Annotated in this window: 25 protein-coding genes; 16 read left to right on the forward strand and 9 right to left on the reverse strand. The window is 67.4% G+C overall.

Annotated elements, in window-relative coordinates; genetic code table 11:
- Positions 1-22: 22 nt before the first annotated feature.
- From E4V01_RS18835 to E4V01_RS18845, 3 genes are all read left to right on the forward strand, one after another.
- Positions 23-583: a hypothetical protein gene (locus tag E4V01_RS18835; protein WP_135299429.1), complete on the forward strand. Its 561-nt coding sequence runs from the start codon at positions 23-25 to the stop codon at positions 581-583.
- A gap of 67 nt (positions 584-650) precedes the next feature.
- Positions 651-1,475: a succinate dehydrogenase iron-sulfur subunit gene (locus E4V01_RS18840; RefSeq protein ID WP_060770921.1), complete on the forward strand. Its 825-nt coding sequence runs from the start codon at positions 651-653 to the stop codon at positions 1,473-1,475.
- 241 nt (positions 1,476-1,716) lie between these two features.
- Positions 1,717-2,277 (forward strand): AprI/Inh family metalloprotease inhibitor, encoded by a 561-nt coding sequence (locus tag E4V01_RS18845; RefSeq protein WP_135299375.1) that lies wholly within the window; start codon positions 1,717-1,719, stop codon positions 2,275-2,277.
- 97 nt (positions 2,278-2,374) lie between these two features.
- Here the strand turns inward: E4V01_RS18845 and E4V01_RS18850 are convergent, their stop codons facing one another.
- A complete protein-coding gene (locus E4V01_RS18850; RefSeq protein WP_135299376.1) occupies positions 2,375-4,147 on the reverse strand; it encodes an outer membrane beta-barrel protein in 1,773 nt (590 codons plus the stop codon).
- Positions 4,148-4,491: 344 nt separating this feature from the next.
- Between E4V01_RS18850 and E4V01_RS18855 the strand changes: the two genes are divergently transcribed.
- Positions 4,492-5,514, forward strand: coding sequence for an SIS domain-containing protein (locus E4V01_RS18855; protein WP_060770924.1), 1,023 nt, complete (start codon positions 4,492-4,494; stop codon positions 5,512-5,514).
- Positions 5,515-5,562: 48 nt separating this feature from the next.
- Here E4V01_RS18855 and E4V01_RS18860 read toward each other — a convergent pair whose 3' ends face one another.
- The 4 genes from E4V01_RS18860 to E4V01_RS18875 all read right to left on the reverse strand — a co-directional run bounded on the left by E4V01_RS18860 (position 5,563) and on the right by E4V01_RS18875 (position 10,530).
- Positions 5,563-7,233, reverse strand: a complete 1,671-nt coding sequence (locus E4V01_RS18860) for a methyl-accepting chemotaxis protein (RefSeq protein WP_135299377.1) — start codon at positions 7,231-7,233, stop codon at positions 5,563-5,565.
- A gap of 1,951 nt (positions 7,234-9,184) precedes the next feature.
- Positions 9,185-9,463, reverse strand: coding sequence for a hypothetical protein (locus tag E4V01_RS25515; protein ID WP_153227052.1), 279 nt, complete (start codon positions 9,461-9,463; stop codon positions 9,185-9,187).
- A 169-nt stretch (positions 9,464-9,632) separates the two neighbouring features.
- The gene (locus E4V01_RS18870; RefSeq protein ID WP_210234757.1) at positions 9,633-9,872 is read right to left on the reverse strand and encodes a hypothetical protein; all 240 of its coding nucleotides are present in this window, start codon (positions 9,870-9,872) and stop codon (positions 9,633-9,635) included.
- A 229-nt stretch (positions 9,873-10,101) separates the two neighbouring features.
- Entirely contained in the window at positions 10,102-10,530 is a 429-nt protein-coding gene (locus E4V01_RS18875) for a DMT family transporter (protein WP_135299379.1), read from the reverse strand.
- Positions 10,531-10,860: 330 nt separating this feature from the next.
- Here E4V01_RS18875 and E4V01_RS18880 point away from each other — a divergent pair, with 330 nt between their 5' ends.
- The 5 genes from E4V01_RS18880 (at position 10,861) to E4V01_RS18900 (ending at position 15,119) form a co-directional block, all read left to right on the forward strand.
- Positions 10,861-11,625 (forward strand): enoyl-CoA hydratase-related protein, encoded by a 765-nt coding sequence (locus E4V01_RS18880; RefSeq protein ID WP_135299380.1) that lies wholly within the window; start codon positions 10,861-10,863, stop codon positions 11,623-11,625.
- On the forward strand, positions 11,622-12,479 hold the full coding sequence (locus tag E4V01_RS18885) for an SDR family NAD(P)-dependent oxidoreductase (protein WP_193763233.1): 858 nt from the start codon (positions 11,622-11,624) through the stop codon (positions 12,477-12,479). The genes E4V01_RS18880 and E4V01_RS18885 overlap by 4 nt, the downstream gene beginning before the upstream one ends.
- The gene (locus E4V01_RS18890) at positions 12,476-13,330 is read left to right on the forward strand and encodes an NAD(P)-dependent oxidoreductase (RefSeq protein WP_135299381.1); all 855 of its coding nucleotides are present in this window, start codon (positions 12,476-12,478) and stop codon (positions 13,328-13,330) included. The genes E4V01_RS18885 and E4V01_RS18890 overlap by 4 nt, the downstream gene beginning before the upstream one ends.
- A gap of 25 nt (positions 13,331-13,355) precedes the next feature.
- Positions 13,356-14,360, forward strand: coding sequence for a magnesium transporter CorA family protein (locus E4V01_RS18895; RefSeq protein WP_060770928.1), 1,005 nt, complete (start codon positions 13,356-13,358; stop codon positions 14,358-14,360).
- 213 nt (positions 14,361-14,573) lie between these two features.
- Positions 14,574-15,119, forward strand: a complete 546-nt coding sequence (locus tag E4V01_RS18900) for a ferritin-like domain-containing protein (protein WP_135299382.1) — start codon at positions 14,574-14,576, stop codon at positions 15,117-15,119.
- 153 nt (positions 15,120-15,272) lie between these two features.
- On the opposite strand, the gene E4V01_RS18905 is transcribed toward E4V01_RS18900, so the two are convergent.
- Positions 15,273-15,554, reverse strand: a complete 282-nt coding sequence (locus tag E4V01_RS18905) for a hypothetical protein (RefSeq protein ID WP_135299383.1) — start codon at positions 15,552-15,554, stop codon at positions 15,273-15,275.
- Between the two features lie 373 nt (positions 15,555-15,927).
- Here E4V01_RS18905 and E4V01_RS18910 point away from each other — a divergent pair, with 373 nt between their 5' ends.
- The 4 genes from E4V01_RS18910 (at position 15,928) to E4V01_RS18930 (ending at position 21,017) form a co-directional block, all read left to right on the forward strand.
- Complete coding sequence (locus tag E4V01_RS18910; protein ID WP_060770931.1) at positions 15,928-16,404, forward strand: BLUF domain-containing protein; 477 nt, start codon at positions 15,928-15,930, stop codon at positions 16,402-16,404.
- A 450-nt stretch (positions 16,405-16,854) separates the two neighbouring features.
- Entirely contained in the window at positions 16,855-17,769 is a 915-nt protein-coding gene (locus E4V01_RS18915) for a B12-binding domain-containing protein (protein ID WP_135299384.1), read from the forward strand.
- A gap of 127 nt (positions 17,770-17,896) precedes the next feature.
- Positions 17,897-18,319, forward strand: coding sequence for a BLUF domain-containing protein (locus tag E4V01_RS18920; RefSeq protein WP_135299385.1), 423 nt, complete (start codon positions 17,897-17,899; stop codon positions 18,317-18,319).
- A gap of 649 nt (positions 18,320-18,968) precedes the next feature.
- A complete protein-coding gene (locus E4V01_RS18930) occupies positions 18,969-21,017 on the forward strand; it encodes an ATP-binding protein (protein ID WP_135299387.1) in 2,049 nt (682 codons plus the stop codon).
- Positions 21,018-21,238: 221 nt separating this feature from the next.
- Here the strand turns inward: E4V01_RS18930 and E4V01_RS25765 are convergent, their stop codons facing one another.
- Positions 21,239-21,388: a hypothetical protein gene (locus E4V01_RS25765; protein WP_193763234.1), complete on the reverse strand. Its 150-nt coding sequence runs from the start codon at positions 21,386-21,388 to the stop codon at positions 21,239-21,241.
- A 47-nt stretch (positions 21,389-21,435) separates the two neighbouring features.
- Positions 21,436-22,356, reverse strand: coding sequence for an oxidoreductase (locus E4V01_RS18935; protein WP_135299388.1), 921 nt, complete (start codon positions 22,354-22,356; stop codon positions 21,436-21,438).
- A gap of 122 nt (positions 22,357-22,478) precedes the next feature.
- Between E4V01_RS18935 and E4V01_RS18940 the strand changes: the two genes are divergently transcribed.
- Together E4V01_RS18940 and E4V01_RS18945 are read left to right on the forward strand one after the other, a co-directional pair.
- On the forward strand, positions 22,479-23,051 hold the full coding sequence (locus E4V01_RS18940) for a fasciclin domain-containing protein (RefSeq protein ID WP_060770937.1): 573 nt from the start codon (positions 22,479-22,481) through the stop codon (positions 23,049-23,051).
- 247 nt (positions 23,052-23,298) lie between these two features.
- Positions 23,299-24,135, forward strand: a complete 837-nt coding sequence (locus E4V01_RS18945) for an alpha/beta fold hydrolase (RefSeq protein ID WP_135299389.1) — start codon at positions 23,299-23,301, stop codon at positions 24,133-24,135.
- An 89-nt stretch (positions 24,136-24,224) separates the two neighbouring features.
- Here the strand turns inward: E4V01_RS18945 and E4V01_RS18950 are convergent, their stop codons facing one another.
- Positions 24,225-24,656, reverse strand: a complete 432-nt coding sequence (locus tag E4V01_RS18950) for a hypothetical protein (RefSeq protein ID WP_135299390.1) — start codon at positions 24,654-24,656, stop codon at positions 24,225-24,227.
- Positions 24,657-24,800: 144 nt separating this feature from the next.
- Here E4V01_RS18950 and E4V01_RS18955 point away from each other — a divergent pair, with 144 nt between their 5' ends.
- Positions 24,801-25,298 carry a GAF domain-containing protein gene (locus tag E4V01_RS18955; protein WP_371688532.1) on the forward strand — a complete coding sequence of 166 codons (498 nt, stop codon included), beginning with the start codon at positions 24,801-24,803 and terminating at the stop codon, positions 25,296-25,298.
- Positions 25,299-25,308 lie beyond the last annotated feature (10 nt).

Below are 25,308 nucleotides of genomic sequence, written 5' to 3' on the forward strand. Positions count from 1 at the left end.
CGAGAGGGGAGGGGCGGGGACGATGATTCCGGCCTCGCGTCGCCTCGTGCGTGCCGTCCTGTCCGCCGCGGCGGGGCTGCTGCTGATCGTATCGGCAGCGGCGCGGGGACCGGACTTCGACTTTCCGGCCGAGGTCACCGGCTTCAGTCGCGGCCCCCGCACGGATTACGAGGCCCGTGCGCCGGGACTCGGCTACTCCGTCGTCTACACGAACGGGCGCTGGAAGGCGGACATCTACGTCTACGATGCCGGTGTGGCGAACATCCCCGACGGAGCCTCCTCGCCTGTTGTCGCCGGACAGCTCGCGCAGGCGGCCGGCGACGTCAGGACCGCGGTGGCGCAGGGCATCTACCACGGCAGCGAGGATCGCGGCGCGGTGCGCCTGCCGGGGGAAGCGGGCGCCCGGCTCACCTGCCGCGCCTTCACCATCGATCACCCGGCCCTCGGCCCCACCGAGAGCCTGCTCTGCCTCACCGGTCTGCGCGGCCAATTCGTGAAGTTCCGCCTGTCCGGCCCGGCCGCGAAGCAACCTCCGAAGGCGGAGGCCGAGCGGTTCATGACCGGCTGGCTCGACCGGCAATAGGATCTTCGAAACTCGGAGCGCGCCGCAAGGCCGCCGCACCCAAAGGCACAGGGACAAGGCACAGGACATGGCCCAGTTCAATCTTCCCAAGAACTCCCAGGTCACCGAAGGCCGGACCTGGCCGGCGCCGGACGGCGCCAAGAACCTCCAGACGTTCCGGATCTACCGCTGGAACCCGGATGACGGGAAGAATCCGCGCATCGACACCTACAAGGTCGATCGCGACGATTGCGGGCCGATGGTCCTCGACGCCCTGCTCTGGATCAAGAACAAGGTCGATCCGACGCTGGTCTTCCGCCGCTCCTGCCGCGAGGGCATCTGCGGCTCCTGCGCCATGAACATCGAGGGGCAGAACGCGCTCGCCTGCACCATGGGCATCGACGAGTGCAAGACCCCCGACAACGCCCTGCCGTTCCTGACCCGCAAGGACAAGGACGGGGCGGTGCGGATCTACCCGCTGCCGCACATGCCGGTCCTGAAGGACCTCGTGCCGGATCTGACCAACTTCTACGCACAGCACGCGTCGATCGAGCCCTGGCTCCAGACCGAGACGCCCGCGCCCGAGAAGGAGTGGAAGCAGACGCCCGAGGACCGCGCCCGGCTCGACGGCCTCTACGAGTGCATCCTGTGCGCCTGCTGCACCACGAGCTGCCCGAGCTACTGGTGGAACGGCGACAAGTTCCTCGGTCCGGCCGCCCTGCTTCAGGCCTATCGCTGGCTGATCGACAGCCGCGACGAGAACACCGGCGAGCGCCTCGACGGGCTGCACGACCCGTTCCGGCTCTACCGCTGCCACACGATCATGAACTGCGCCAACACCTGCCCGAAGAACCTCAATCCGGCCAAGGCGATCGCCGAGATCAAGAAGATGATGGTCGAGCGCGAGGTCTGATCTCTTCGCCGCAGGACACCCTTCGAGACGACATTCGAGAGCCGCGCCCCACCCTGGAGCGGCTCTCGCCGTTTCGCCCCCACGGGCGGTGCTGATCGACTGAGGCAGGGCCGCCACACCAGCGCAAAAACCTGGACGTGTACGGCTTTTCCCCGGCCCGGCGTGCAGCCTGCCTTGCCGCAAGCGCATTTGGCCCTGAGGGCAAGCGCGACCGTTGCGTGTTTGGGGTGAGGGGTCTTTGATGACGCGTGGGTTCCTGTCGAAAGCCGCCTGTCTCGCGCTGGCCGCGAGCGTCGGCGCCTGCGCCTCCAATCGCTTCGAGGGGCCCCGCGAGCGTCCGCGGCCCCAGGCAGCGCTCGAACCCGCCACGCCCGCTCTGCCCGCCGGCACGGTGACGAGCGAGCCGCTCGCGCCCCCGCCGGGCGCCTCCGCCGCGCCGGGCGAGGCGCCGCCCCCGAGCGTCGCCGCGGCTCCCTCGCAGGCGATCGAGCCGCCCCCGCCCGCTCCGCCGCCGGTGGTCGCGACCGGCCGCTCCTCGGTGGTGGGCTCGTGGAACGCCACCGATGCCGCGGGAAGCTGCAAGGTGTCGCTGTCGAGCACGCCCTCGCTCGACCTCTACAAGGCCTCGGCCGCGGGTTGCGGCAACAAGGATCTCGCTAAGGTCTCGGCCTGGGATTTCCGCGACGGCGAAGTCTACCTCTACCAGCCCGGCGGCACCGTCACCGCGCGCCTGCGGCAGGCCGGCGGCGGCCTGGAGGGTGCGCTCTCGAAATCCGGCGCGCAGCTCTCGATGGCGCGATAGAGCGCTTTCCGACGAAGTGGACGCCGGTTCGGTGAAAGGAAGCGCGTTATCCGGCCTGATGCGATCCGTTCGGATACGGCTCTGAGGCGCGCTCCCCTCACGGGTTCACTCGCACGCCGAGCAGCACCGTGTGCGCCTCGTAGGTCGAGAGCGGGATGGTGCTGGCCAGCGTCGAGTAGATGTAGCTGCCGCGGAAGGCGAGCCAACGGTTGAAGCGGTAGTCGAGCCGGGCGGTGGCGGAGTAACCCCGCTCGCGGATGCGCACGCCGTCGTAGTTGGTCGACAGGTAGGCGCCACCCAGCGTGATCGAGAGGTTGCGCAGCAGGTCGTGCTGCACTTCGAGCGTAGCGGCGTCGGTGAAGGCGCCGCTGGAGCCCGGCACCGCGGTCTCGATCACCCCCGTCTGCTGGTTGAACCGCACCGTGGTCAGCGGCGAGACCGACCAGACGAGCGCCGCGTTGATGACCGGCGCGTTGATGTCCTGCAGCGTGCGGTCGATGTAGGAGCGGTGCTGCAGGCCGCCCGAGATCTCCGCCGTCAGCGTGCTGTTGAGCGCCACCGTCGCGCCCGCGGTGAAGGCGATGCCGTCGGAATCGCGGCGCAGGCCGAACTGGTCCACCGGCGTGTCGTAGACACGGGTGTCGAGGAAGGTCTCGACGAAGGGCGTGATCGCGGGCGAGATCTCGTATCCGGCGCGCAGGCGCAGGCCGTACTGGTTGGCGTCGCGGTCGCTCTGGATGATCGTGGTGCCGTTGCCGAGCTGCGCATCCTCGAAGACCGAGCGGTCGATCGAGCCGCGCAGCGAGAGCTGCAGCCGGTTGAAATTCTCCTGCACGCCCGCGGTCGCGCCGTAGGTGGCGAAGAGCGGCCGGGTCGTCGCCCCCCCGCCCGCGCCGAGATCCGGGCTGCCGATGCGCTGGCTGTCGAGCAGGAAGCGGGTCTCCAGATCGATCCGGGTGTCGCGGTCGACGTCGATGCGCATCCGGGCGGTGCCCACGGCGTTCGGGCGGCTCGCCTCGGGGTTCTGCGGATATTCGAGGTAGCTGCCGCGCATCTCGGCGGTGAGTTCGCTCGCCGACCACGCGCTGCGCAGCGCCAGCTCCGCCTCGCTGCGCAGCGTCAGGGACGGCCGCAGGCGGGTGCCGCCGATCTGGTCCGGGTTCGAATCGTAGCCGACGCTCTGGGTGAAGGCCGGCAGCAGCGTGAAGGTGCCGAGCCGGATGCCGAGCGGTGCGTAGGCGGTGTCGGCGGGGATCGGCTGGCGGAGCGCCGTGCCGAGCAGCAGCCCGGTGGCGTTGGGCAGGCCGAGCCCGAGGATCGGCGCCGGCAGCGGCACGCCGGAGACGGGCGTCTGGATCACCGGGGTGAGGCGCAGATCCGTGATCGTCTGCTGCGTGCGCGTCTGGGTGATCTGGCGGGTCGCCGAGCCGAGCCGGCGCGGGGGCGCCGCGCGCAGGCGCAAGATCGAGGGCCGGGCGGGGGTGCCCCGCGTCGCGGCGGAGCCGGGCAGGCTCGTCGCGCTGCGGAAGCGCGGCAGGCGCGCCACACTCGGCTCCTCGCTCTCCTCGGAGGAGGGGACCGGATTCGGGCTCGTGCCGCTGCCGAGGGGGGCGGGGGCGGAGAAGGCGCCGGAGCCGCGTAGCGCCGTCGGCGCGTCGAAGGCGGAGCGGCGCGGGCGGCCCGCGGTCGTCGGCTCGGAGGCGGTGCGCGAGAGCGCGTTCGACGCCGTGCTCCGGGCGGGCTCCGCCGGCGACGGGTTGGGCGTCTCCTGCGCCAGCGCGGGGCCCCCGAGCAGGGCGGGGAGCAGCGCCAGAGCGAGCGCCCCGCGGCGCCCCCCTCGCTTGTCCCCGTTCGGCCGCTCGCGTGACACCGGCAGCGCTCTTTCCCAGAAGATGGGCCCTGGATACGGCCGGCGGCCCGTGGACGGGGCGGCGTTCCGTGTCCGGCCGGCGCCCCATGGTTAACGGAGCTACACCGGGCATGGTTAACGCACCGTTGCGGGGCGCCCGCTCGCCCTGTCCCGCCGTGAGCAGGCGCCGCACAGCCCCCATGCGGCCACAGTCGCGGGTGAAGAGGGCGGATCAGGAATCGCGAGGGCCCGGCGCCGGGCTTAAGAGAGCCTCACGAAACTCCCGATCTCTGGCCGTTCCTTCTCTGGCGATGACGGCGCAGCGGGCGTTTTGTGAGAGACACGAAGACGGAAACGACAGCTTCATGGCCCTGGCACAGCGGATCGAGGACCGGAACCGGACGGATGGGGCGGCGCGGGCGCCCGCCATCGCCTCGGCCCTGCGCACCATCGAGACCGAGCGCGAGGGCCTGGCCTGCCTGATGGCCGCGATCGATAACGGCCTCGGCGAGCCCTTCGCCCAGGCCGTCGAGCGGATCGGCGCGGCGCGCGGCCGGGTGATCTGCACCGGCATGGGCAAGTCCGGCCACGTCGCCCGCAAGATCGCGGCGACCTTCGCCTCCACCGGCACGCCGTCGCTCTACGTCCACCCGGCCGAGGCGAGCCACGGCGATCTCGGCATGATCCAGCCCGACGACGTGGTGCTGGCGCTCTCCTGGTCGGGCGAGACCACGGAGCTGGCCGACATCATCGGCTACACCCGGCGCTACCGCGTCGGCCTCGTGGCGATCACCGCCAACGCCGCCTCGACGCTGGGGCGCGAGGCCGATACCTGCCTCGCGCTCCCGAAGGCCAAGGAGGCCTGCCCGAACGGGCTGGCGCCGACCACCTCGACGGCGATGCAGCTCGCGCTCGGCGACGCGCTTGCCGTGGCGTTGCTGGAGGCGCGCGGCTTCTCCGCCCGCGACTTCTCCGTGTTCCATCCCGGCGGCCGGCTCGGCGCCTCGCTGCGGCAGGTGCGCGAGGTCATGCATGGCGGGGCGCATCTGCCCGTGGTGACCCTCGGCACCGCGATGCGGGCCGCCGTGGCCGAGATCGACGCCAAGGGGTTCGGCTCGGTCCTCGTGGTCGATGCGGCGGGCGCGCTCGCCGGCATCCTCACCGACGGCGACGTGCGCCGCGCCGTCTTCTCCCGCGAGGGGCTGGACCGCCTGCCGGTCGAGGCGGTGATGACGAAGAACCCCCGCACGATCACGCCCGAGACCCTGCTCGCCAAGGCGCTGCAGATCCAGGAGGCGATGAAGATCACCGCGCTCGTGGTGGTGGACCAGGGCCGCCCCGTCGGCCTCGTGCACTACCACGACCTGCTGCGCACCGGCGTCGCCTGAGGCGGACGCTCCCGCCCGGCAGGGGCGGGGGCAGGGGCGCGGCGGCGCTCAGGCCGCGCGCACGGTGGCGAGGAAGCGGCTCATCTCCGCCGTGAGATGCTCGGACTGGCGCGAGAGCTCCGAGGCCGAGACCAGAACCTGGCTCGCCGCGGCCCCGGTCTCCTCCGAGGCCTGCGCCACGCCCGAGATGTTGCTCGTCACCTCGCCCGCGCCGCTGGCCGCCTGGGCCACGTTGCGCACGATCTCCCGGGTCGCCAGCCCCTGCTGCTGCACCGAGACCGCGAGGTGGGCCGCCGTCGTGTCGATCTCGCGGATGCGGCCGGAGATCGCGTCGATCGCCGCGACGGCCTGATCGGTCACGCCCTGGATCTCGCTGATCTGCCCGGCGATCTGCTCGGTGACCCGCGCCGTCTGGTTGGCGAGTTCCTTCACTTCCGCCGCGACGACGGCGAAGCCCCGCCCCGCATCCCCGGCGCGCGCCGCCTCGATGGTGGCGTTGAGGGCGAGCAGGTTGGTCTGCCCGGCGATGCTCGAGATCAGCCCGAGCATGTCGCCGATCCGGCCCGAGGTGGCGCGCATCGCCTGCACAAGGCGGGCGGTCTGGTTGGCCTCGCCGACGGCGCCCTGGGCCAGTTCGGCCGAGCCGCGCACCTGGCGGCCGATCTCCTCGACGGAGGTGCCGAGTTCTTCCGCCGCGGCGGCGACCGCATCGACGTTGGAGGCGGCCTCCTCGGCCGCGGCGGCCACGGCGATGGACTGGCCGGCGGTGTGGGACGCGCTCGACGTCATCTGCTGGGCGGTCGCCTGAAGCTCGGTCGCCGAGGACGAGACCGCGCCGACGATACCGCCGACGGCGGCCTCGAAGCGGTCGGCGAGCTGCAGCATGCCGGCGCGGCGCTGTTCCTCGGCCGAGGCGCGGGCGAAGGCGGCCTCCTCCTCGAGCCGGCGGGTCCGGATCAGGTTGTCGCGCGAGACCTCGACGGCGCGGGCGATCGCGCCGATCTCGTTGGTGCGCGCCAGATGCGGAACCCCGCCCTCCACGTCGCCGCCGGCGAGGGCGCGCATGCGCCCGATCAGGCCGTCGATCGGGCGCGTCACGCCGAGGAGCACGTAGAGGACGCCGACGACGCTGAGGACGAGCGCGAAGGCGCACAGCCCGGCATTCAGCCAGAGGGCGTGTCCGTAGGTCTCGTCCGCCGCGGCCCGCACGTCGTCCGCCCCCTTGGTGTTGAGGGCGCTGTCCTGGTCGAGCAGGTCCAGGGCGCTCTCGTAGGGCTTGCGCGAGGTCTGGAACAGCGCGCTCAGCCCCGCCTGGTCCTTGTCCCGCGCGGCGGCGATGAGCTTGGCGCGGAAGCCGAGATACTCGGCCCAGTGCCGCCGATACCCGTCCCACAGCGCGCGCTCTTCCGGGCTCGCGATCAGCGGCTCGTAGCGCTTGACGACCGCCTCGGCGTCCTGAAGCCGGCGCTCGGAGATCGGGACCAGCGTCTCGGTCGGCTCGACGGCGGTCACGAAGCGGGCATCGACGAGCCGCAGGCGCGTGATCCGGTACTTCAGCTCGCCGAGTTCGCGGACGCTGGGCAGCCAGTTGCTCGAGAGATCGACGACGTTGGCGTTCACCGCGCGCAGCTGCATCGCCCCCACGATCCCCTGCGCGAGGATGGCGAGCGCAAGGAGTCCAATCACACCCCTCAGCGCGTACGATACCTTCAGATTCATCGCCCGTCGTGCCCCCAACCGGATCGGTCCGGTGAGGCATGATGACTTTCCCGAACTAAATATGGATTAAATTCGAAGTCGCCGGCGCAGCCCTCAGTTTCAGCGGGCCGGGCAAAACACGCAATAGAACGCAGGGCCCCGCGCGCCGAACGCCCCTCGGCCCCGCACGGGCGCCCGCCCAAGCACGAGAGCCCCGGCGGCGCGGGCGGCGCCCCAGGGACGGCTGGCCGATCGGCCGGCGGGTACGCATCGAGCACAAACCCCGAGGGGGACGCGGGACGCCGCGAAACCTCCGGATGGTTATGTAAGACTTTGCCGGTCTCCCGGCGTCCCGCGGAGGGGCCGCTTCCTTATCACGAGAAGCCGTCCCTCCGTTTTGGCGTCACGGTCTCTCCACCGGCATCGACCCCGGATCTAGGCGCTGTGGGACCCTCGGCCCGCCTCCCCGCGAGGGGAGAGGGAACCTCGGCAGACGGCTATGGGCGGACTCGTCCGCACCGGACCTCGTATTGGGCCCGGCTCCGGTTGTTCCTGGGCGCCGACCCGAGACCGGCCTATGGCCCCATCCCGAGTTGGCGTTGTGTCGCGCACAGCGCCCGAGGCGATGGCGACCGGGCCACCGACGCGGGAACCGCCCCACCTCCCAACGAGCCTCGCCGGCCGGTCACCGGAAAAGCTCCCCCGGTTGGTCCGGGAGGCGAGTGGGGGAGGTTGTAGGATTTTTAGTCCAATGTGTCAAGGAATTTTATCTTATTTACCGGTGTGTCCCACGTCGAACCTTGCAGCTACGAAATCCCATTATCGGTAAAGGACTTCTGCAACAAACGGGTCCATATACTTGCTTGACCCACGCAGTCTGGGGGCTTGAGGTTTTCTCATTGCAGGGGACCGCCCTTGCGGTCCTACCGCCTTCACAAGAATTCAATCGAGTCGGTGCGGGCGATCCTCACGCGGCAAATCATCGGCATCCACCATTGGGTGGCGCCGAAGAACCTAAGCCGGTAAGCTACGGGGATGACTTAGCGTTTCAACTACCGCTGGCTCACCGTGACGGATCGCATGAATGCGGTCTCCCCCGGCATGGAGGGGCGGCTGCGATACAGGGCACTCATCGCGGGACCGACGAGGACCACAAGACGGTGAACCCGTTCGGGCTCGACATGCCTTTGGGAGGCGCTGGAACGCTTCCTTGCGATGCGTCCACAAGAGGTTGTGGATAGCGTCGATCATGCTAAACAAAAATGGCCGCCGGAGGATGGTGCCCCCCGACGGCCAGCACGTAGCCAACGTGATGAGTCTGCCTTAGGCCGCAATCGCAAGCCTAAGTCGGACGGCTAAAAGCAGCTGCTTACCAGCAGCACCGCCAATGCGCACACACGTGCTCCACCCGGCCGTTCCGGATGCGCGTGTACGCATTGACCCGATGACACGCTCTCGCGGCCATGGGCGTCTCCTATGCGGAGACATCCTTGTAGCCGAGGACGAAGTGCGCTAACTTCTAAACATGCGAAGCGCACACTTCGCCTCCCCGCCCCGAGGATGTGACCCAACGGGCGGGACCCAAATTTCGACCCGGTTGGCCCCTGCCAGGGCTTGCCGGGTCGAAACGCGTTTGGGCGTCCACAAATCATATAGAGCAGATCGCAGTTCATTACACAAGGCGCCATGGCGCCATTCGTGGGAGCGTGCTACTTTCGTTCTGCCCCAACCGTGGGAGGACGATGTGAGCGCCCAGTTCGTTGCTGCGCTAGAGGCGGAAATGGCTGCCCTCCGAGAGCAACTCAGCCAGGATATGCGGTTCGTACGGCTTCGAGAAATCGAGCGCCTACGGGAGTTGTATCGCGAGCGTGGGGATGATGCTTCACACGGCAATGCGCCAAACGTGGCGAGAAATGCCGATGCCCCTCGTCCTGCTTCAAAGCCACCGTTGCGCAAAGCGTCGCCAGAGCGGTTACAGGCCATCGGAGCCGCACGCATGCTTGTTGCGAACCGTGTTGGGCCAGTCCCCACGGCAGAGATTTATGATCACATTGCCGAACTTGGTATCCCGATCCGGGGCGAAAACCCCGTGAACAATCTGAGCGCAATGCTGTCGAGTTCCGGCATCTTCAAAGCGAATGGCCGGGCCGGCTGGACCATCCGTAACGAGGATGACGGCGCAGACGACGAGGGCCAAAGCCCTGACGATGTGCGAGACGCGCGGATTATGCGCGACGCTGACGATGAGCACGAGGACATCCTCGGATCATTGCCACCGCCACCGCCCCCTCCGGATGACGACGACTATGAGGAGGCTCCACAGCCTCAACCGCCGCCTCCGTGGCGTTCAAAAAGTCCGTACGGTTAAATCTAGTCCGGCCTAGCGCCGGACTTCTTTTTTGGAGCCGGCCCGCAGGAGGTCAAATGTGCTCAGGATCGAGCCCCGCCTTCCGTAACCGCGGAGCTATCTTGATCATCTTTGTATATTCAGTTGAATACGACGCCGGAAGAGAGAGAAGATCGCAGAACTCTTTGCCGCTCACGCCGTCCAGATGATCAGCGTACTTTATTATCTGCAAATGTAGCTCGGCGGTATAGGCGTTTCTGGGCGAGGTATCGATTGCCTTCTTGATTTTGTCGAACATCTCTGCGTCGGCCATCATCGTGCTCCCTCGTACGGTGCGTCGTGCCTACCCCTTCATCCCACATCGTGCAACGTGCTTTCTGATTTTTGCTTCGTGCTCGTGCCGGGTCAGTGAAGCATGCGGATAGGTAAGGCCCTAAGGAATAGATGCAGTTCATAAAATATAACTAGGTAATTTACTTTACGTGTTTAATATAAATTTTTATATTTGATTATTACTTCCAATTTCAATACGACGTGATGCTCTAAAACACCGTCACCACCCCCACTCCAATCACCATCAACACCGCCCCGGCAACGCGCCAAACGTTCGCCGGGTGCACTTGAAACCCGATCCAGCCAAAGTGGTCGAGCACGCCCACGGTGACGATGATGCCCAAAAAACGCGCCGCGCCGATAGCGGGGGAAGCGTAGAGTTGGGCCAGGATCAGCAGAACACGCAAAAAACCGCCGAGCCACGCCCACCACGGCACCGGCCCGAGCGGCGGGCCGGTGGGGCGTTCGCGTTTGCCCAGGGCGAGGCCGCCCGCGAGCCCGGCGGCGGTGCCGACCGGCGGGGTCAGGAGGGCCGCCGTCACCGGCAGGCCGAGCGCCTTGGACGGCGTCGTGGTCTGTCCCGGCTGGATCGCGTTGGCGAGACCGGCGCGGATCGTGAGAGCGTCGCGTGACCCCATCGCCCGACATCCGGGACGCGGACCGCCCCGTTGCGCGGGTGCGACACCGGGAGCGCCCCGCAAGCCGGGGCGTCGGGGCCGGCGCGGCGAGCTTTGGTTCGGGGCCTGCGCGCGGATCGACCCGGCCGGCCGCGCGAACGGCGCCTCGGGCCGCCCGTCCCCGCCGGCCTCCGTCCGGGGCGCGGGGCCGTGACCCCGCCCGCGGGCGCGCGCCCGAACCGCGGCGATGGCCCCTCGACAAAGCGTCGCCGCGGGAAGAAGGGTGGGGCAGGGGGCCGATGCCGTCGGGGCGCAGACGGCGCTCGGGATCGGCGCGGGGGGCGAGGGCGGATGAGCGAAGCCATCACCATCGAGGATGTTTCGGGGGGCGTGCGCCTGATCCGCTGGAACCGCCCGGCCAAGAAGAACGCGCTGACCGGGGCGATGTACGACGCCGCCACGGCGGCGCTGACGGGCGCCGACGACGACTCCCAAAACATCGGGGCGGTGGTGTTTGCCGGGGGGCCCGGCGCCTTCACCGCCGGCAACGATCTGGCCGATTTCTTCGCCGCCGGCACGGCGCCGCGCGCGTCGTTTTCCGAGATGCCGGCGCTGCGCTTCATCCGGCAGCTCGCCCGCACCCGCACGCCGATGGTCGCGGCGGTGGACGGGCTCGCCATCGGCGTCGGCACGACGCTGACGCTGCATTGCGACCTCGTCTATGTCGGGCCGCAGGCGCGCTTCCGCATGCCGTTCGTGGAACTCGGCGTGGTGCCGGAGGCCGCCGCCAGCCACCTGCTGCCGCGGCGGATCGGGCTCGCCCGCGCCTCGGCGCTGCTGCTGCTCGGCGAGCCGTTCGACGGCGCGGCGGCGGTCGCGCTCGGGCTCGCCAACGCCGAACTGCCCTCCGAGGCGCTGGAGGCGCACGCGCTGGCCCAAGCCGCGCGGCTGGCCACCCTGCCGCGCCGGGCGGTGCAGGCGACCCGCGCGCTGATGCGCGGCGACGCGGCGGCGGTCGAGGCGGCGATCGAGGCCGAGGCACAGGCCTTCGAGGCGGGCCTGCGCGATCCGGAGACGCAAGGTCGGCTCGCCCGCTTCCTCGCCGGCAAGGCATGAGCGTGCCGCCGGATCTGCGGGGAAAGGTCTGCCTCGTGGCCGGGGCCTCGCGCGGGGTCGGGCGCGGGCTCGCCCGCGGGTTGGGGGAGGCGGGGGCGACGGTGATCGTCACCGCGCGCTCCTCCGAGACCGGGCGGCGCACCGAGACGCGGGCCGAGGCGATCGAGGACACCGCCCGCGCCGTCGATGCGGCGGGCGGCGAGGGGCACCATTACCTGTGCGACCACACAAGCGAGCGGGCGGTGGACGAACTCGTGCACTGGTGCTTGCGCCGGTTCGGGCGGATCGATGTCGCGGCCTCCAGCGTCTGGGGCGGCAACGAGGGCTATGACGGCGAGCGCTACCCCGACGGCGCCGCCTGGGGCACGCCGTTCTGGCGCCGCTCGGCCGAGCCGTTCTCGCAGTTCCTCGGCACGGGGCCCTATCCGGGATTGCTGCTGGCGCGCGCCGTGGCGCCCGCCATGGTCGCCGCGCGCGCCGGCCTGATCGCCTTCGTCTCCTTCGGCACCGAGGAGGGGTTTTTGGGCGATTTCTACTACGACCTCGCCAAGGCGGCGACGAACCGGCTCGCCTTCGCCTGCGCCGCCGAACTGCGCCCCCACGGCGTCTGCGCGCTCAGCCTGTCGCCGGGCTTCGTCGCCACCGAGCGGGTGCGCGATCTCGGGCAGGAGGCGCTGGCCACCGAGAGCCCGCTCTATGCCGGCCGGGCGCTCGCGGCGCTCGCCGCCGACCCCTCCGTGCTGGACCGGGCGGGGCGGACGGTCCATGTCGGGGATCTCGCCCGCGCCTACGGCTTCACCGACGCCGACGGCCGCCAGCCGGAGCGCTTCCGGATCGCAGAGGAGATGCCATGAGCCTGGCCGGGAAAACGCTGTTCATCACCGGCGCCTCGCGCGGCATCGGCCTCGCCATCGGCCTGCGCGCCGCCCGCGACGGCGCCAACGTCGCGATCGCGGCCAAGACCGCCGAGGCGCATCCGAAGCTCGAAGGCACGATCTTCACGGCGGCCGAAGCCATCGAGCAGGCCGGGGGCCGGGCGCTGCCGCTCACCGTCGATGTCCGTGACGAGGAGGCGGTGAAGACGGCGCTGAATGAAACCGCACAACAATTCGGCGGGATCGACATCGTGGTCAACAACGCGAGCGCGATCTCGCTGTCGAACACGCCCAAGACCGAGATGAAGCGCTTCGACCTGATGCATCAGATCAATACGCGCGGCACCTACATGGTCAGCAAATACGCGATTCCGCATCTGGAGCGGGCGGAGAACCCGCACATCCTGATGCTCTCGCCGCCGCTCGACATGGCGGAGAAATGGTTCGCGCCGCATCTGGCCTACTCGATGGCCAAGTTCGGCATGTCGCTCTGCGTGCTCGGGCTCGCCGGGGAACTCCGGGGCCGGGGCATCGCCGTCAACGCCCTGTGGCCGCGCACCACCATCGCCACGGCGGCGATCCAGAACCTGCTCGGCGGCGACGCGCTGATGCAGGCGAGCCGCCGGCCCGAGATCGTGGCGGATGCCGCGCACGCCGTGTTCCTGCGGGAGGCCAAGAGCTTCACCGGGCATTTCCTCATCGACGACACGGTTCTCGCCGAGGAAGGCGTCACGGACTTTTCAAAATACCGCGTCACAGCAGGCGTTCCGCTTGCGCCGGACTTCTTCGTGCCGGACACAAGCGTCGCCCCGCCCGGGGCCCTCGACTGAAGCCTCATCCCACAGGTCACATCCGTTGATCTTCACCCACAAGCCCGTCGCGGGCGGCTCCCAGACGGTGCTGGAACGCCGCTACCTCGAATTGCAGGAGCCGATCTCCGAGGACACGGTCTGGCTCGACCTCGTGCGCCCGACGCGGGAGGAGGAGGTGAAGGTCGAATCCTTCCTCGGCATCACCGTGCCGAGCCGCGAGGAAATGAAAGACATCGAGCCCTCCGAACTGCTCTACGTCGAGGCCGGCGCCCGCTACATGACGGGCCGCGTGCTCTCCCGCGTCAGCGATTCCGAGGAGCCGGGCCTGGCCGGCATCACCTTCATCCTGCGCGACAGCCGGCTCATCACCGTGCGCTACGAGGAGCCGCAGGCGTTCCGGATGTACACCCAGCGCGCCGGAAGGGCGACGGGCAACGGGCCGTCGCGCTCGGTCTCGGGCGAGTCGATCCTGGCCGGGCTGATCGAGGCGGTGATCGACCGCGCGGCCGACGTGCTCCAGCTCCAGGGCGAGCGCATCGACCGCCTCTCGCGAAAAATCTTCGAGGACAAGGGCGACCCGTCCTCGCGCAACAACGCGCTGCAGGACACGTTGCGCTCGCTCGGGCGCTACGGCGACCTGATCTCGAAGCAGCGCGAGAGCCTCGTCTCGATGGAGCGCATCCTGCTCTCGCTCTCGGCCACCTACCGCACGGCCAAGGCCCCGCGCGAGCTGCGCGAGGACGTGCGCTCGACCCTGCGCGACCTGCAATCGCTCGAAGAGCACGCGACCTTCATCTCGGCCAAGATCCAGTTTCTGCTCGACGCGACGCTCGGCCTCGTGAACCTGGAGCAGAACAACATCATCAAGCTGTTCTCGGTCATGGCGGTGGTGTTCATGCCGCCCACCCTGATCGCCTCGATCTACGGCATGAACTTCAAGACCATGCCGGAGCTCGACTGGCATTTCGGCTATCCCGCCGCCGTCGGCATGATGGTGGTGGCCGCCGTGCTGCCTTACGTGTTCTTCCGCTGGAAGAAGTGGCTGTAGCCCGCGCCGAACCCTGTGCCGGGGGCGGGTGATCCGGCCTCCGGGCCGATCCCGGAAACCCCGCCGCCACCGGCCGAGGTTCCCGGAATTTTACAGCCTCCCCCCAAGATAATTTTCGGACCCTGTCGCCTGAATTCACGTTCTTAAGGTGTCGACCGACGGTGAGATCACTCCCCCGGCCCCCTTCGTTCAGCAATCAGGAGACGAACTCCCATGGCCACCAAGCAGAAGACCTTGCACGATGCGTTCTACGAGACGTTGAAGGATGTCTATTACGCGGAAAAGCAATCGGTGCGTGCGCTGAAGAAGGCGACCAAGGCGGCCGAACATGACGAACTCCGCCAAGCGTTCGAGACCCATGCCGAGGAGAGCGCCAACCAGGTGGAGCGCCTGCAGCAGGTGTTCGAGATCATCGGCAAGCCGGCCCGCGCCAAGACCTGCGAGGCGATGCAGGGCCTGACCTCCGAGATGGAGGAGGATCTGGAGGATTTCGAGGACAGCCCGGCCGCCGATGCGGTGCTGGCGGCCTGCGCGCAGGCGGTCGAGCATTACGAGATCGCCCGCTACGGCACGCTCAAGACCTGGGCGACCCAACTCGGCTACGCGGACGCCGCCAAGCTGCTCGACGAGACCCTTCAGGAAGAGAAGAAGACCGACGAACTGCTCTCGCAGATTGCCGAGCGGATCAACACCGAGGGTTCCGAGGAAGACGCAGAGAACGGCGAGACGAAGGGCAAGGGACGCCGCAAGAGCGCCTGACGCTTAGCGCCACGGTCCATGCAAAGGGAAGGGCGCCGCAAGGCGCCCTTTCGCCGTGGATGAGGTCCGAGAACCGGACAACCCGCACCCGGCCGGCGACGCCGCGCCAGGGCCGGAACGGTAAGGGGCGCCGAACGGCGCCCCCTTCGTGCATCAATACCGATAATTTCGGCTCGGATAGGCCTGCCCGCCGCCATAACCCGCCCCGCGGGGCTGGACTCGGGAGCCGTAATCGACCTCCCGCCGCGCCCGCCGGTTCGCCAGAGCGCGCCCTGCCAGACAGCCGGCCACGGCACCGACCACGCCGCGCTCGGCCAGATAGTGCCCGGCGACACCGCCGATGATCGCGCCCTTGATGCAGCCCTTGGCTTGCGCGGTCCCGGCGCCGAGCCCCGTCATGACCGTCAGCGCCAACGCCGTCGCGAGAATTCGCATGCTGTTCCTCCCAGGTGGTGGCGGGAGAAACGACGGCGGCGCGATTGGCGTTCCTTGCGCGCGCCTCGCCGGTCTCAGCGATGGCCGGGAACGAGCGTTCCCGCAAAGGCGCGGCGCAGTTTGTGACGTGTCTCTCCCGGCCGAACAATGCCGTAGGACCGAGTGCTCAAGTGGCCTGGAGGCTGAGCTTGTGCTCGCACATCGGCACCGGGCGAAGAGGACCCACCGGGTTCGACCCATTGCAAGCCGTGGGAATGTCCGCACGACGACCTCTGCGACCAGGCCCCGTTTCAAAATCAGGTTGGATGCGATATCGTTTTGCCTGCGCACCCGGCGGAACGGCCCGTCCCGCATCAATGGAGCTAGTCCACTCATGTTGGACGAATACGGATTTTTCCGTGGTGCTGAACTGGACGAAGGCGCGTTGCCCGCTCTGTATCACTTCGTCTACTGCAGCCGCGCCGCCGACGGCGTCGATGACGCGGAGGTCGGCCGTATTGTCGAGTCGGCCCAGCGCCACAATCTCGCGCGCGGCATCACCGGAGTTTTGGTTTTCGGCAGCGGCATCTTCTTCCAGTGGATTGAGGGGCCGGCCGCCGAGATGCAAAATCTTATCGCGAGCCTGCATGGTGATTCACGCCATCACGATATCGTAGCGCTGAGCCAGAGCGAGGAAGAGCGGGAGCGTCTCTATCCGAACTGGGACATGGAGAAGGTCGAAGCCGAGGATATCCGCCTCGTACTACAGGACGCACTCGAGAGCACTGAAGACAAGGACAATATTGCGGCACTGACGCGGATTCTCCAGCAGCTCGACTCCGGCCCTCTCAATTCACTTGGGCGAGGATAGAGTGTCGTCCTGGATATGGGATCCAGGACGACACTCTATCCTCTTATTTTTGCATCATCCTTTTCCGAAATCCGGCAACCATCTTTCGGGATGATGCTCGAGAGCCGTATCCGACCCCATTGCATCAGGCCGGCGTCTCTCGGTCATTGTTTTGGCGCGCATTCCGACGAACCGGTCGCCACTTCGTCGGAATGCGCGCCAAAACAGCACCTAGCAGCCTCCAGCCAACGGATTACTTACATCGTGCCCACGATGATAATGAGTGCGAACGGAACGAAGAAAAATAATCCTATCTCTGGCCTGCCGTACGGAACAGTCATAATCCAAAACCAGAACTTTCCGTGAGCTCCTTTACATTCCTCCGGAGAGGCGCTCTGATGTGCTCAAGAGGTGCACGGCATCGATCGACAAGCGCCCCCTGCAAAGGAAGAGAGTTCTGGGGAGCGGACCATGTCAAACCTCGCTTCGTCCACCGCGGCGTGGACTGACCCGTCGGCACGTCAAGCCGGTTGGGCCTCAGAGGTTCGGCTTGCCTATGCAAGCAAACGCACGGCCGAGGAGAGCCGCCAGCGCGCGCTCGCTCTCAGCCGCCTTGTCGAAACAGACATCATCCCTCGTTTGAAGCTGCTTCACCCGCAGCTTGCGCCCGCGGCGAGCGTTCCGCTTGCCAAACCTGATGCGCAGCAGGTCGAAGCCTTCACGCAGCTCCTCCTCGATTCGAACCTCTCTGCGGCGTCGGACGCCGTCAGAAATCATTTAGCCAAAGGCTACTCTGCCGAGAGTATGTTCCTTGAACTTCTAGCGCCTGCCGCTGCTTTGCTCGGACGCTTATGGGACGAAGATCTCTGCGATTTCATTGAGGTGACTGTGGGCGTCGCTCGCCTTCAGCTCCTCCTCTCGCAATACAGACCTGAACCAAGGGTTTCATTCCACGACGAGCACCGCTCTGCCCTTTTGATGGGAGCGCCCGGCGAACAGCATACGTTTGGCGTCGCCCTCGTCGAACAGTTCCTGCAAGTCGCTGGATGGCAGGTCGTGAGTGGCTTGGCGTCCAGCCCTAGCGAGATCTCAAACCTCGTGAGTTCCACGTGGTTCGATGTCGTCGGACTAACACTCAGCTGCGAGACGCGCCTCGATCGGCTGACGGCCTCGATCCAGTCGATCCGTGAGGTCTCACGGAACCGTTCTGTCGGCATTATGGTGGGCGGCCCCGTCTTCCTCGACAAACCCGAACTCGTCGAGCGTGTCGGAGCGGACGCATCGGCTGTCGATGCGCCGACGGCTGTCCTGCTGGCTCAGAGACTTCTCGACATCAATCTCGAAAGCAGGCTCCAGCCTGATACCAAGGCCACATCCTACGCGTGAGTCCAAGATTTCAGACCTAGAGCCGTATCCGACCTGATTTCATCAGGCCCGCGCCTCTAGAGCATCGTCCCGAATGGTGGTCACCGGTTCGTCGGAAAGCGCTCTAACTCGATGTGAGGCTGATGCAATGAATCTCGTGCAGCTCATCTATGCGTCCCGTCCCTTCGGGTTTGATCAATCTGCCCTGGATAACATCCTCACTCAATCGCAGCGCTGCAATACACGAGACGGACTGACAGGCGCTCTGATTTGTCGTGGAGACATCTACCTGCAACTTCTGGAGGGCAAGGCAGACGTTATCGATGCGACGTATGCGCGGATCGTCAGAGATGACCGTCATCTTGAGATCCATCGCTTATCCTATGCAGCTGCAACCGAGCGTCTTTTTCCGGCCTGGGCCATGCGTAGCGATCCCGCACGCTCTTGGATGTGGTCCCGGACTGAAGTCGCCAATGGGGCAGCAACTCAGGCATCCCCGGAACACGTGCTTGGGATTTTTCAACGGCTGGCGGCCGAGCCGGATGAACAACCTCAGCTCACAATCATGTAATTTGCGATTGGACGGCTTGTATCAATAATCTTGCTTTCGCGCTTTTGAATTAACATGAAATGGTACAATTTTCATCTCATTATCAAGAGCGAATGCGCCAATAATACCCAATGACACTGCGGCTCGCTACAGTATCGTCTTGGATATAGGATTCAGGACGATACTCTATCCTCTTGTTTTTGCATCATCCTTTTCCGAAATCCGGCAATCACCTCTTGGGATGAGGCTCTTGATGTCTGCTTACGGGCAGCTTTCGACGGTTTCGGATGACGGGCCTCGGTCGGATGCGGAACGTCCGCTTCGCGCCGGAAGGCCAAAGTCCAGTTGCCGCCCTTTTCGGGCTCTCGGGGTGTCCGCTTCTCGGCGACACCGCCTCAGCCTTCGTACAGAGCCGGTTTGCGTCATTGGCGACCTTTGACGGTGCTGCCCAGGCGTGACAGACCGTTGGTATGTCGAACACGCCGACCCGCAACGTCTCTCTCACGGCCGAATTGACCGCCGACATCCACGTTGAAGTTACTTCGGATTACGACTTGAACGCGAGTGAGGTGGTGCGAGCCGGGCTCCGCCTTCGGATCGCGCGTGACCATACGCGTTCGACGGGTTGCAAGCGAACCCGCGCGGATGATCGTTCAGGTCACCGAGCCGCATGACCGCCTCGAGATCAGCCCGGACATTTCCACAGGGTTTCCTCAACGACGTCGTCGCGGTCGAAAGCATCGCGGCCGTGCCCACCATCCTCGATGTGGTCTGTCGCACCACGGGCATGGGCTTCGCCGCCGTCGCACGTGTCACCGAGGACCACTGGGTCGCCGGCGCCGTCAAGGACGACATCGCCTTCGGCCTCAAGCCCGGTGGCGAGTTGGATCTTGAGACGACCATCTGCCACGAGATCCGGCAGAGCGGGGTCCCGGTCATCATCGACCACGTCGCCCATGACCCGGCCTTCTGCGAACATCACACACCCGCCAAGTACGGCTTCCAGAGCTACATCTCGATGCCCATCGTGCTGCCGGACGGCACGTTCTTCGGCACCCTCTGCGCCATCGATCCGAAGCCCGCCAAGCTCAACACGCCCGCGGTCGTGGGCATGTTCAAGATGTTCGCCGACCTGATCGGCTTCCACCTCGATGCCAACCAACGCCTTGCATCGCGCACGGCCGAGCGCGACCTCTACGAGAACATCGTTCAGTCCTACGCAGAGCCGATCTGCGTCTTCGATCAAGCGTACCGGCTGATTGCCTTCAACAAGGCCCACAACGACGAGTTCTTCCGGGTCAACGGCTTCTACACGAAGATCGGCGACGTCTTTCCCGATCTGTTCATTCCGGAGCAGGCCGCCGCGATGCGCGCGAATATGGGCCGCGCGCTGGCGGGCGAGGCGTACACGGTCGAAGCCGTCTTCGGCCGGGCCGAGTTCGGCCAGCCCTGCTGGGAGATCACCTACACACCCCTACGCGACGCGGCCGGAACGATCGTCGGCGCCTTCCACCAAGCGCACGACATCAGCGCGCGCCTCAGGGCCGAGGCTGAGCTTCGGGATGCGCAGGACGTGCTGCGGCAGTCGCAGAAGCTGGAGGTGATCGGCCAGCTCACCGGCGGCGTGGCGCACGATTTCAACAACCTTCTGACAGTCATCAAGTCGTCGACCGACCTCCTCAAGCGGCCGGATCTCGCCGAGGAAAGGCGCACCCGCTACATCGAGGCGATCTCCACCACGGTGGATCGCGCCGCGAAGCTGACCGGCCAGCTTCTCGCCTTCGCACGGCGGCAGACACTCAAACCCAAGGTGTTCGCAGCCTGCGGCAGCGTGCGCTCGCTCTCTGAAATGCTGGGTACGCTCACCGATTCTCGCATCACGGTCGTGACCGAGTTGCCGGAGAACGCCTGCTTCGTGAATGCTGACCCGAGCCAGTTCGACACGGCGCTGGTGAACATGGCGGTGAACGCGCGCGACGCGATGGCGGGTGAGGGGCAGCTCGCCATTCGCGTGGAGGCCGTCGAGCGGATGCCACCCGTGCGCGCGCACCCCGCGGTACAGGGGCCCTTCGTGGCGGTGTCGATCAGCGACACGGGCAGCGGCATCGCCAAGGACGTGGTCGAACGGATCTTCGAGCCGTTCTTCACCACCAAAGCGGTCGGGCAAGGCACCGGCCTCGGGCTCAGCCAAGTCTTCGGCTTTGCCAAGCAGTCACATGGCGAGGTCGTGGTGGACAGCGAGGTCGGGCGGGGCACGACCTTCACGCTCTACCTTCCCCGCGTGCCCGGCGAGATCCAGGCGCCGGAGCCGAGCGAGCCGACGCCCGTGCCGAGCGGTCGCGGCACCTCCGTGCTCGTGGTCGAGGACAACGTCGAGGTCGGCACCTTCGCCACGCAGACCCTGGCGGAACTCGGCTTCGGCACGGTCTGGGCGGCGAATGCCGCGGAAGCCCTGGCGGAGTTGGCCAAGGACGCGGATCGCTTCGACGTGGTGTTCACGGACGTGATGATGCCCGGCATGAACGGCGTCGATCTCGCCCGCGCGATCCAGCGGCTTCACCCCGACCTGCCCGTCGTCCTGACCTCCGGCTACAGCCACGTTCTGGCCCAGACCGGCACCAACGGGTTCGAGCTTCTGCAGAAGCCCTACTCGGTCGAACAGCTCTCGCGCACCTTGCAGGCGGTGGCCAGACCTGCCCGCCCGCAAGCGCATCGGTGACGGGGAGTGCCGGGCAAGACGCTGCGGCTCAATACTCGGCTTTCCGCCTAACCCGGTCCCTCGACGGCTCAACGACGCTGGCGCGACGACAAGCGGCCCGCAAGGAGCAGCAGGCGTGAGCCTGCTCCGGCAAGGATGGGCGCGAGGACGGGCGCCATCTGCATCACCGGGACGTAGAGCCAGCCTTAGGCGAGGATGGGCTCCTCCCTGTCGAGCCCGATCTACTCCGAGACGGGTCGGCCATGGGCCTCCGGGCGCTTGAGCACGAGAGCGGCGGTCGGCTCGTCCGAGAGGTCGATCACCCCGGTGAAGAGGCGGGCCCCTCCCACGAGGAGGGACAGGACGAGCAGCCCCCAGGCAAGCCTGCGCATCGCACCTCCCGCGGGCGAGACGAGTGGGCGCAAGTCCGAAGCCTCGCTCACAGCGAGAACCGCACACCCGTGAGCGTCTCCGAGACCGCCCAGAGCCGCCCGGCCGCCGCGCGGTCGAGGGCTTGGGCGGCGATCGCGGCGGGCTTTGGATGGCCGCGGGCCTCCCAGACGCCGTCCGGTCCGTAATGACCGCCGCGCTCCGCCTCCGGCGCGGTGGCCGCGTAGAGGATCGGCAGGGCGCCTTGCGCCGCCGATTGGCCGATCAACGAGAAGATCACCCGTCCCGCTCGCTGCTGGAACGCGCCGGCCCGGTCGCCCCGCCGGAACACCTCGGTGCGGGCGAGCCCCGGATGCGCCGCGAGCGAGGCGATGCCCGATCCCGCCGCCTTCAGCCGCCGGTCGAGTTCGAGGGCGAACATCAGCAGCGCGAGCTTGCTCTGCCGGTAGGCGCGCTGTGCCCCGTAGGTCTCGCGCCAGTGCAGGTCGTCGAACCGGATGCGTCCGCTGCGATGGGCGAGGCTCGCCACCGAGACCACCCGCGCCAAGGGGCTCAGGGCCGGCCGCAGCAGCCCGGTCAGCGCGAAATGCCCGAGATGGTTCGTGGCGAGTTGCCGCTCGAAGCCGTCGACGCTCTCCTCGCGCCGGGGCACCGCGGCGATGCCGGCATTGAGCACGAGCCGGTCGATCGCCCACTCCGCCGGCCATTCCGCCGCGAAGGCGCGCACGGAGGCGAGCGAGGCGGTGTCGATCCGGCGCAGCGACAGCGCGGCGCCGGGATGCGCCCGCCGGATCGCCGCCGCGGCGCGCTCCCCCTTCTCGAGATCGCGCACCGCCAGGACCACCGCAGCCCCCGCCCCGGCCAGCGCCCGCGCCGTCTCGAACCCGAGCCCGGCGCTCGCTCCCGTCACCACGGCGCAGCGACCGGCCTGCGAGGGGATGTCGGCAACGGTCCAGGGATGTCTCGCCATCGGGCGGCGGTCCTCACGCTTCGAATCGAAAAAAGCCGGGCACGCGAAACCGATTGCGCGCGGGCTCCGTAATGGGCGGTGTGATCCCCGAACGAAGACGGGGCACGGGCACAGGAGAAACCATGTTCCGTATCCGCAATTCGGTTATCAAATCGCTGACCCTGGGCGCTGCGCTCGCCCTCGGCCTCGCCGCCGCGCCGACGGCGGCGCTCGCCAAAAATCCGATGGTCGGCGGCGCGCCGATGTACGCTTCGAAGACCATCGTCGAGAACGCGGTGAACTCGAAGGACCACACCACGCTGGTGGCGGCGGTGAAGGCGGCGGGTCTCGTCGACACGCTCTCCGGCCCCGGCCCCTTCACCGTCTTCGCGCCGACCGACGCCGCCTTCGCCAAGCTGCCGCCGGGCACGGTCGAGACCCTGGTACAGCCGCAGAACAAGGCGACGCTGACGGGGATCCTGACCTACCACGTCGTGCCGGGCACCTACACGGCCAAGGATCTGATGGCGCTGGCCAAGCGGGGCGGCGGGGAAGCCAGCCTGAAGACCGTCCAGGGCGAGCCGCTCACGGTGCAGGCCCGGGGCAAGAAGGTGTTCGTCACGGACGCCAAGGGCAACACCGCCACCGTCACCATCGCCAACGTGATGCAGTCGAACGGCGTGATCCACGTCATCAACGGCGTGCTTCAGCCCTGATCCACCGCTGCGATGCGTTGATGCGCGAAGCCTCGGCCCGTCTGGGTCGGGGCTTTTTCGTTCGGCCCCGATCTCACGGGCTCGACCGGCCGGCCTCCTGATCCCACGCAAAATACCACTTACGGAAACGATGGGGTTCCATCGTTTCACATTCCCAAATCCGCGCTCCGGGATCATCCTCGCATCGTCAAGCCACACCCGGAGCCGAAGGCCGCTCCGGACCACCGCACCGTGAGGAGAGGCGAGCATGGCGACGATCACCACCGGGGACGGCACCGAGATCTTCTACAAGGATTGGGGGGCCAAGGACGCGCAGCCGATCATGTTCCATCACGGCTGGCCGCTCTCGTCCGACGATTGGGACGCGCAGATGCTGTTCTTTGCGCACCAAGGCTTTCGCGTCGTGGCGCATGACCGGCGCGGCCATGGCCGCTCGGCGCAGGTCTCCGAGGGCCACGACATGGACCATTACGCCGCCGACGCCGCGGCGGTCGCCGAGCATCTCGATCTCAGGAACGCCGTCCATGTCGGCCATTCCACCGGCGGCGGCGAGGCCGCGCGCTACGTCGCCCGGCACGGCGAGCCGCAGGGCCGCGTCGCCAAGGCGGTGCTGGTGAGCGCCGTACCGCCGCTGATGCTGAAGACCGAGGCCAACCCGGAGGGCCTGCCGATCGAGGTCTTCGACGGGTTCCGCAAGGCGCTGGCCGACAACCGCGCCCAGTTCTTCCTCGATGTCGCCGCCGGCCCGTTCTACGGCTTCAACCGCGACGGCGCGGCGGTCCGAGAGGGCGTGATCCGCAACTGGTGGCGTCAGGGCATGATGGGCTCGGCCAAGGCGCATTACGAGGGCATCAAGGCGTTCTCGGAAACCGACCAGACCGAGGACCTGCGGGCGATCTCGGTGCCGACGCTGGTGCTCCATGGCGAGGACGACCAGATCGTGCCGATCGTCGCGGCGGCGCGCAAATCGATCACGCTCCTGCGCAACGGTACGCTGAAGACCTATCCGGGCCTTCCGCACGGCATGCTCACGGTCAACGCGGAGCCACTCAACGCCGACATCCTCGCCTTCATCCGCGGCTGAGCGGGGCGCCGGCTCCATACGCTCCCGACGACGGGAAACCGGCCCGGCCTCGGGCAGCGCGTCGGGTCGGGATCATCGAGCCCGGCCTGTCACCCACCGGCGGCATGGTCCGGCAGGGCCTGATCACGGCGAGCGATCAGACCGTCATGGAACCACATCCAAAACTGATCTGGGGGTGATCGCTCACCTTCGATCGGCTTCTTGCCATTCATTGTGTTAGACAAAAATATAGTATCTCTCACAAAACTTCCGCGGCACCGTGATCGCCAGAGAAAGAACGGCCAGAGATCGGGAATTTCGTGAGGCCCTCTCGAAGCGACCCGCCGGCCCGGATCATTGCGAAAGGCCTTCTGCCAGCCAGCGACAATCAAGCGGAACTTGCTGCAAAGGAAATTCGGCACTTCGAAAGTCTCATGCGGCCGGCTCAAGTCCGGGATACCGGCCAGCGCGATCCGCTCGCCGATCTTCTCGTCGATCCTGGCGTCGGGCGGCGTCTCCTTCGGCGGGACGGCGGCGATCACCAGGCCTTCATGTCCCGGTTTTGCCTCCCGCGCGCCGTGACACGGACGGGCCGCCTGTACGGATCGGCCCAGACCCGCTACCTTATGCACATGTTAGATGAGAGCTCCCAGGCCAACCCGCATCTGATGCGGACCGCCGAGCTCATGGCCGCGGCTCAGTCCCTGGAGGACGTCGTCGACGTCCTGGCACGGACGGCCCGTCGGATCGCCGGCTCCGACGGAATCGCCGTCGTGCTGCGGGAGACGGACGTCTGCGCCTATGTCGCCGAGGATGCGATCGAGCCGCTCTGGAAGGGGTGCCGCTTCCCGCTCGACCTCTGCGTCTCCGGCTGGGCGATGGAGAACCGTGAGACGGCCGTCATCCCGGATGTCGGCAGCGATCCCCGCATCCCGGCCGCCGCCTATGCCTACAAGGCGATCCGAAGCCTCGTGATGGTCCCGATCGGTGCGCCCGAGCCGGTGGCCGCACTCGGCGCCTATTGGTGCGCCATGGTCTGGCTCGACACGGCGACGGTGTCGCGGCTCGAAGCGCTGGCCCGCCAGGCCACGGTGGCTCTCGCCCGGCTGCGCGCCCCCCCAGAGCACCGAACCGGCGGTCTCCTGAGGGCCGGTATGGGTGACCGGCCGCCCGTTCGGGGATAAGCCTCGTCGA

It is taken from the genome of Methylorubrum sp. Q1 (assembly GCF_004683995.1).
Taxonomy (GTDB): domain Bacteria; phylum Pseudomonadota; class Alphaproteobacteria; order Rhizobiales; family Beijerinckiaceae; genus Methylobacterium.

What these genes read in the sequence shown, in the direction of transcription:
- E4V01_RS18835 (WP_135299429.1), top strand. Translation starts at nt 23, where the DNA reads ATGATTCCGGCCTCGCGTCGCCTCGTGCGTGCCGTCCTGTCCGCCGCG.
- E4V01_RS18875 (WP_135299379.1), bottom strand. Translation starts at nt 10,530, where the DNA reads ATGGGGTCACGCGACGCTCTCACGATCCGCGCCGGTCTCGCCAACGCG.
- E4V01_RS18845 (WP_135299375.1), top strand. Translation starts at nt 1,717, where the DNA reads ATGACGCGTGGGTTCCTGTCGAAAGCCGCCTGTCTCGCGCTGGCCGCG.
- E4V01_RS18870 (WP_210234757.1), bottom strand. Translation starts at nt 9,872, where the DNA reads ATGGCCGACGCAGAGATGTTCGACAAAATCAAGAAGGCAATCGATACC.
- E4V01_RS18945 (WP_135299389.1), top strand. Translation starts at nt 23,299, where the DNA reads ATGGCGACGATCACCACCGGGGACGGCACCGAGATCTTCTACAAGGAT.
- E4V01_RS18855 (WP_060770924.1), top strand. Translation starts at nt 4,492, where the DNA reads ATGGCCCTGGCACAGCGGATCGAGGACCGGAACCGGACGGATGGGGCG.
- E4V01_RS18930 (WP_135299387.1), top strand. Translation starts at nt 18,969, where the DNA reads ATGACCGCCTCGAGATCAGCCCGGACATTTCCACAGGGTTTCCTCAAC.
- E4V01_RS18915 (WP_135299384.1), top strand. Translation starts at nt 16,855, where the DNA reads ATGTCAAACCTCGCTTCGTCCACCGCGGCGTGGACTGACCCGTCGGCA.
- E4V01_RS18840 (WP_060770921.1), top strand. Translation starts at nt 651, where the DNA reads ATGGCCCAGTTCAATCTTCCCAAGAACTCCCAGGTCACCGAAGGCCGG.
- E4V01_RS18940 (WP_060770937.1), top strand. Translation starts at nt 22,479, where the DNA reads ATGTTCCGTATCCGCAATTCGGTTATCAAATCGCTGACCCTGGGCGCT.
- E4V01_RS18860 (WP_135299377.1), bottom strand. Translation starts at nt 7,233, where the DNA reads ATGAATCTGAAGGTATCGTACGCGCTGAGGGGTGTGATTGGACTCCTT.
- E4V01_RS18885 (WP_193763233.1), top strand. Translation starts at nt 11,622, where the DNA reads ATGAGCGTGCCGCCGGATCTGCGGGGAAAGGTCTGCCTCGTGGCCGGG.
- E4V01_RS18900 (WP_135299382.1), top strand. Translation starts at nt 14,574, where the DNA reads ATGGCCACCAAGCAGAAGACCTTGCACGATGCGTTCTACGAGACGTTG.
- E4V01_RS18910 (WP_060770931.1), top strand. Translation starts at nt 15,928, where the DNA reads ATGTTGGACGAATACGGATTTTTCCGTGGTGCTGAACTGGACGAAGGC.
- E4V01_RS25765 (WP_193763234.1), bottom strand. Translation starts at nt 21,388, where the DNA reads ATGCGCAGGCTTGCCTGGGGGCTGCTCGTCCTGTCCCTCCTCGTGGGA.
- E4V01_RS18880 (WP_135299380.1), top strand. Translation starts at nt 10,861, where the DNA reads ATGAGCGAAGCCATCACCATCGAGGATGTTTCGGGGGGCGTGCGCCTG.
- E4V01_RS18920 (WP_135299385.1), top strand. Translation starts at nt 17,897, where the DNA reads ATGAATCTCGTGCAGCTCATCTATGCGTCCCGTCCCTTCGGGTTTGAT.
- E4V01_RS18905 (WP_135299383.1), bottom strand. Translation starts at nt 15,554, where the DNA reads ATGCGAATTCTCGCGACGGCGTTGGCGCTGACGGTCATGACGGGGCTC.
- E4V01_RS18890 (WP_135299381.1), top strand. Translation starts at nt 12,476, where the DNA reads ATGAGCCTGGCCGGGAAAACGCTGTTCATCACCGGCGCCTCGCGCGGC.
- E4V01_RS18955 (WP_371688532.1), top strand. Translation starts at nt 24,801, where the DNA reads ATGGCCGCGGCTCAGTCCCTGGAGGACGTCGTCGACGTCCTGGCACGG.
- E4V01_RS18935 (WP_135299388.1), bottom strand. Translation starts at nt 22,356, where the DNA reads ATGGCGAGACATCCCTGGACCGTTGCCGACATCCCCTCGCAGGCCGGT.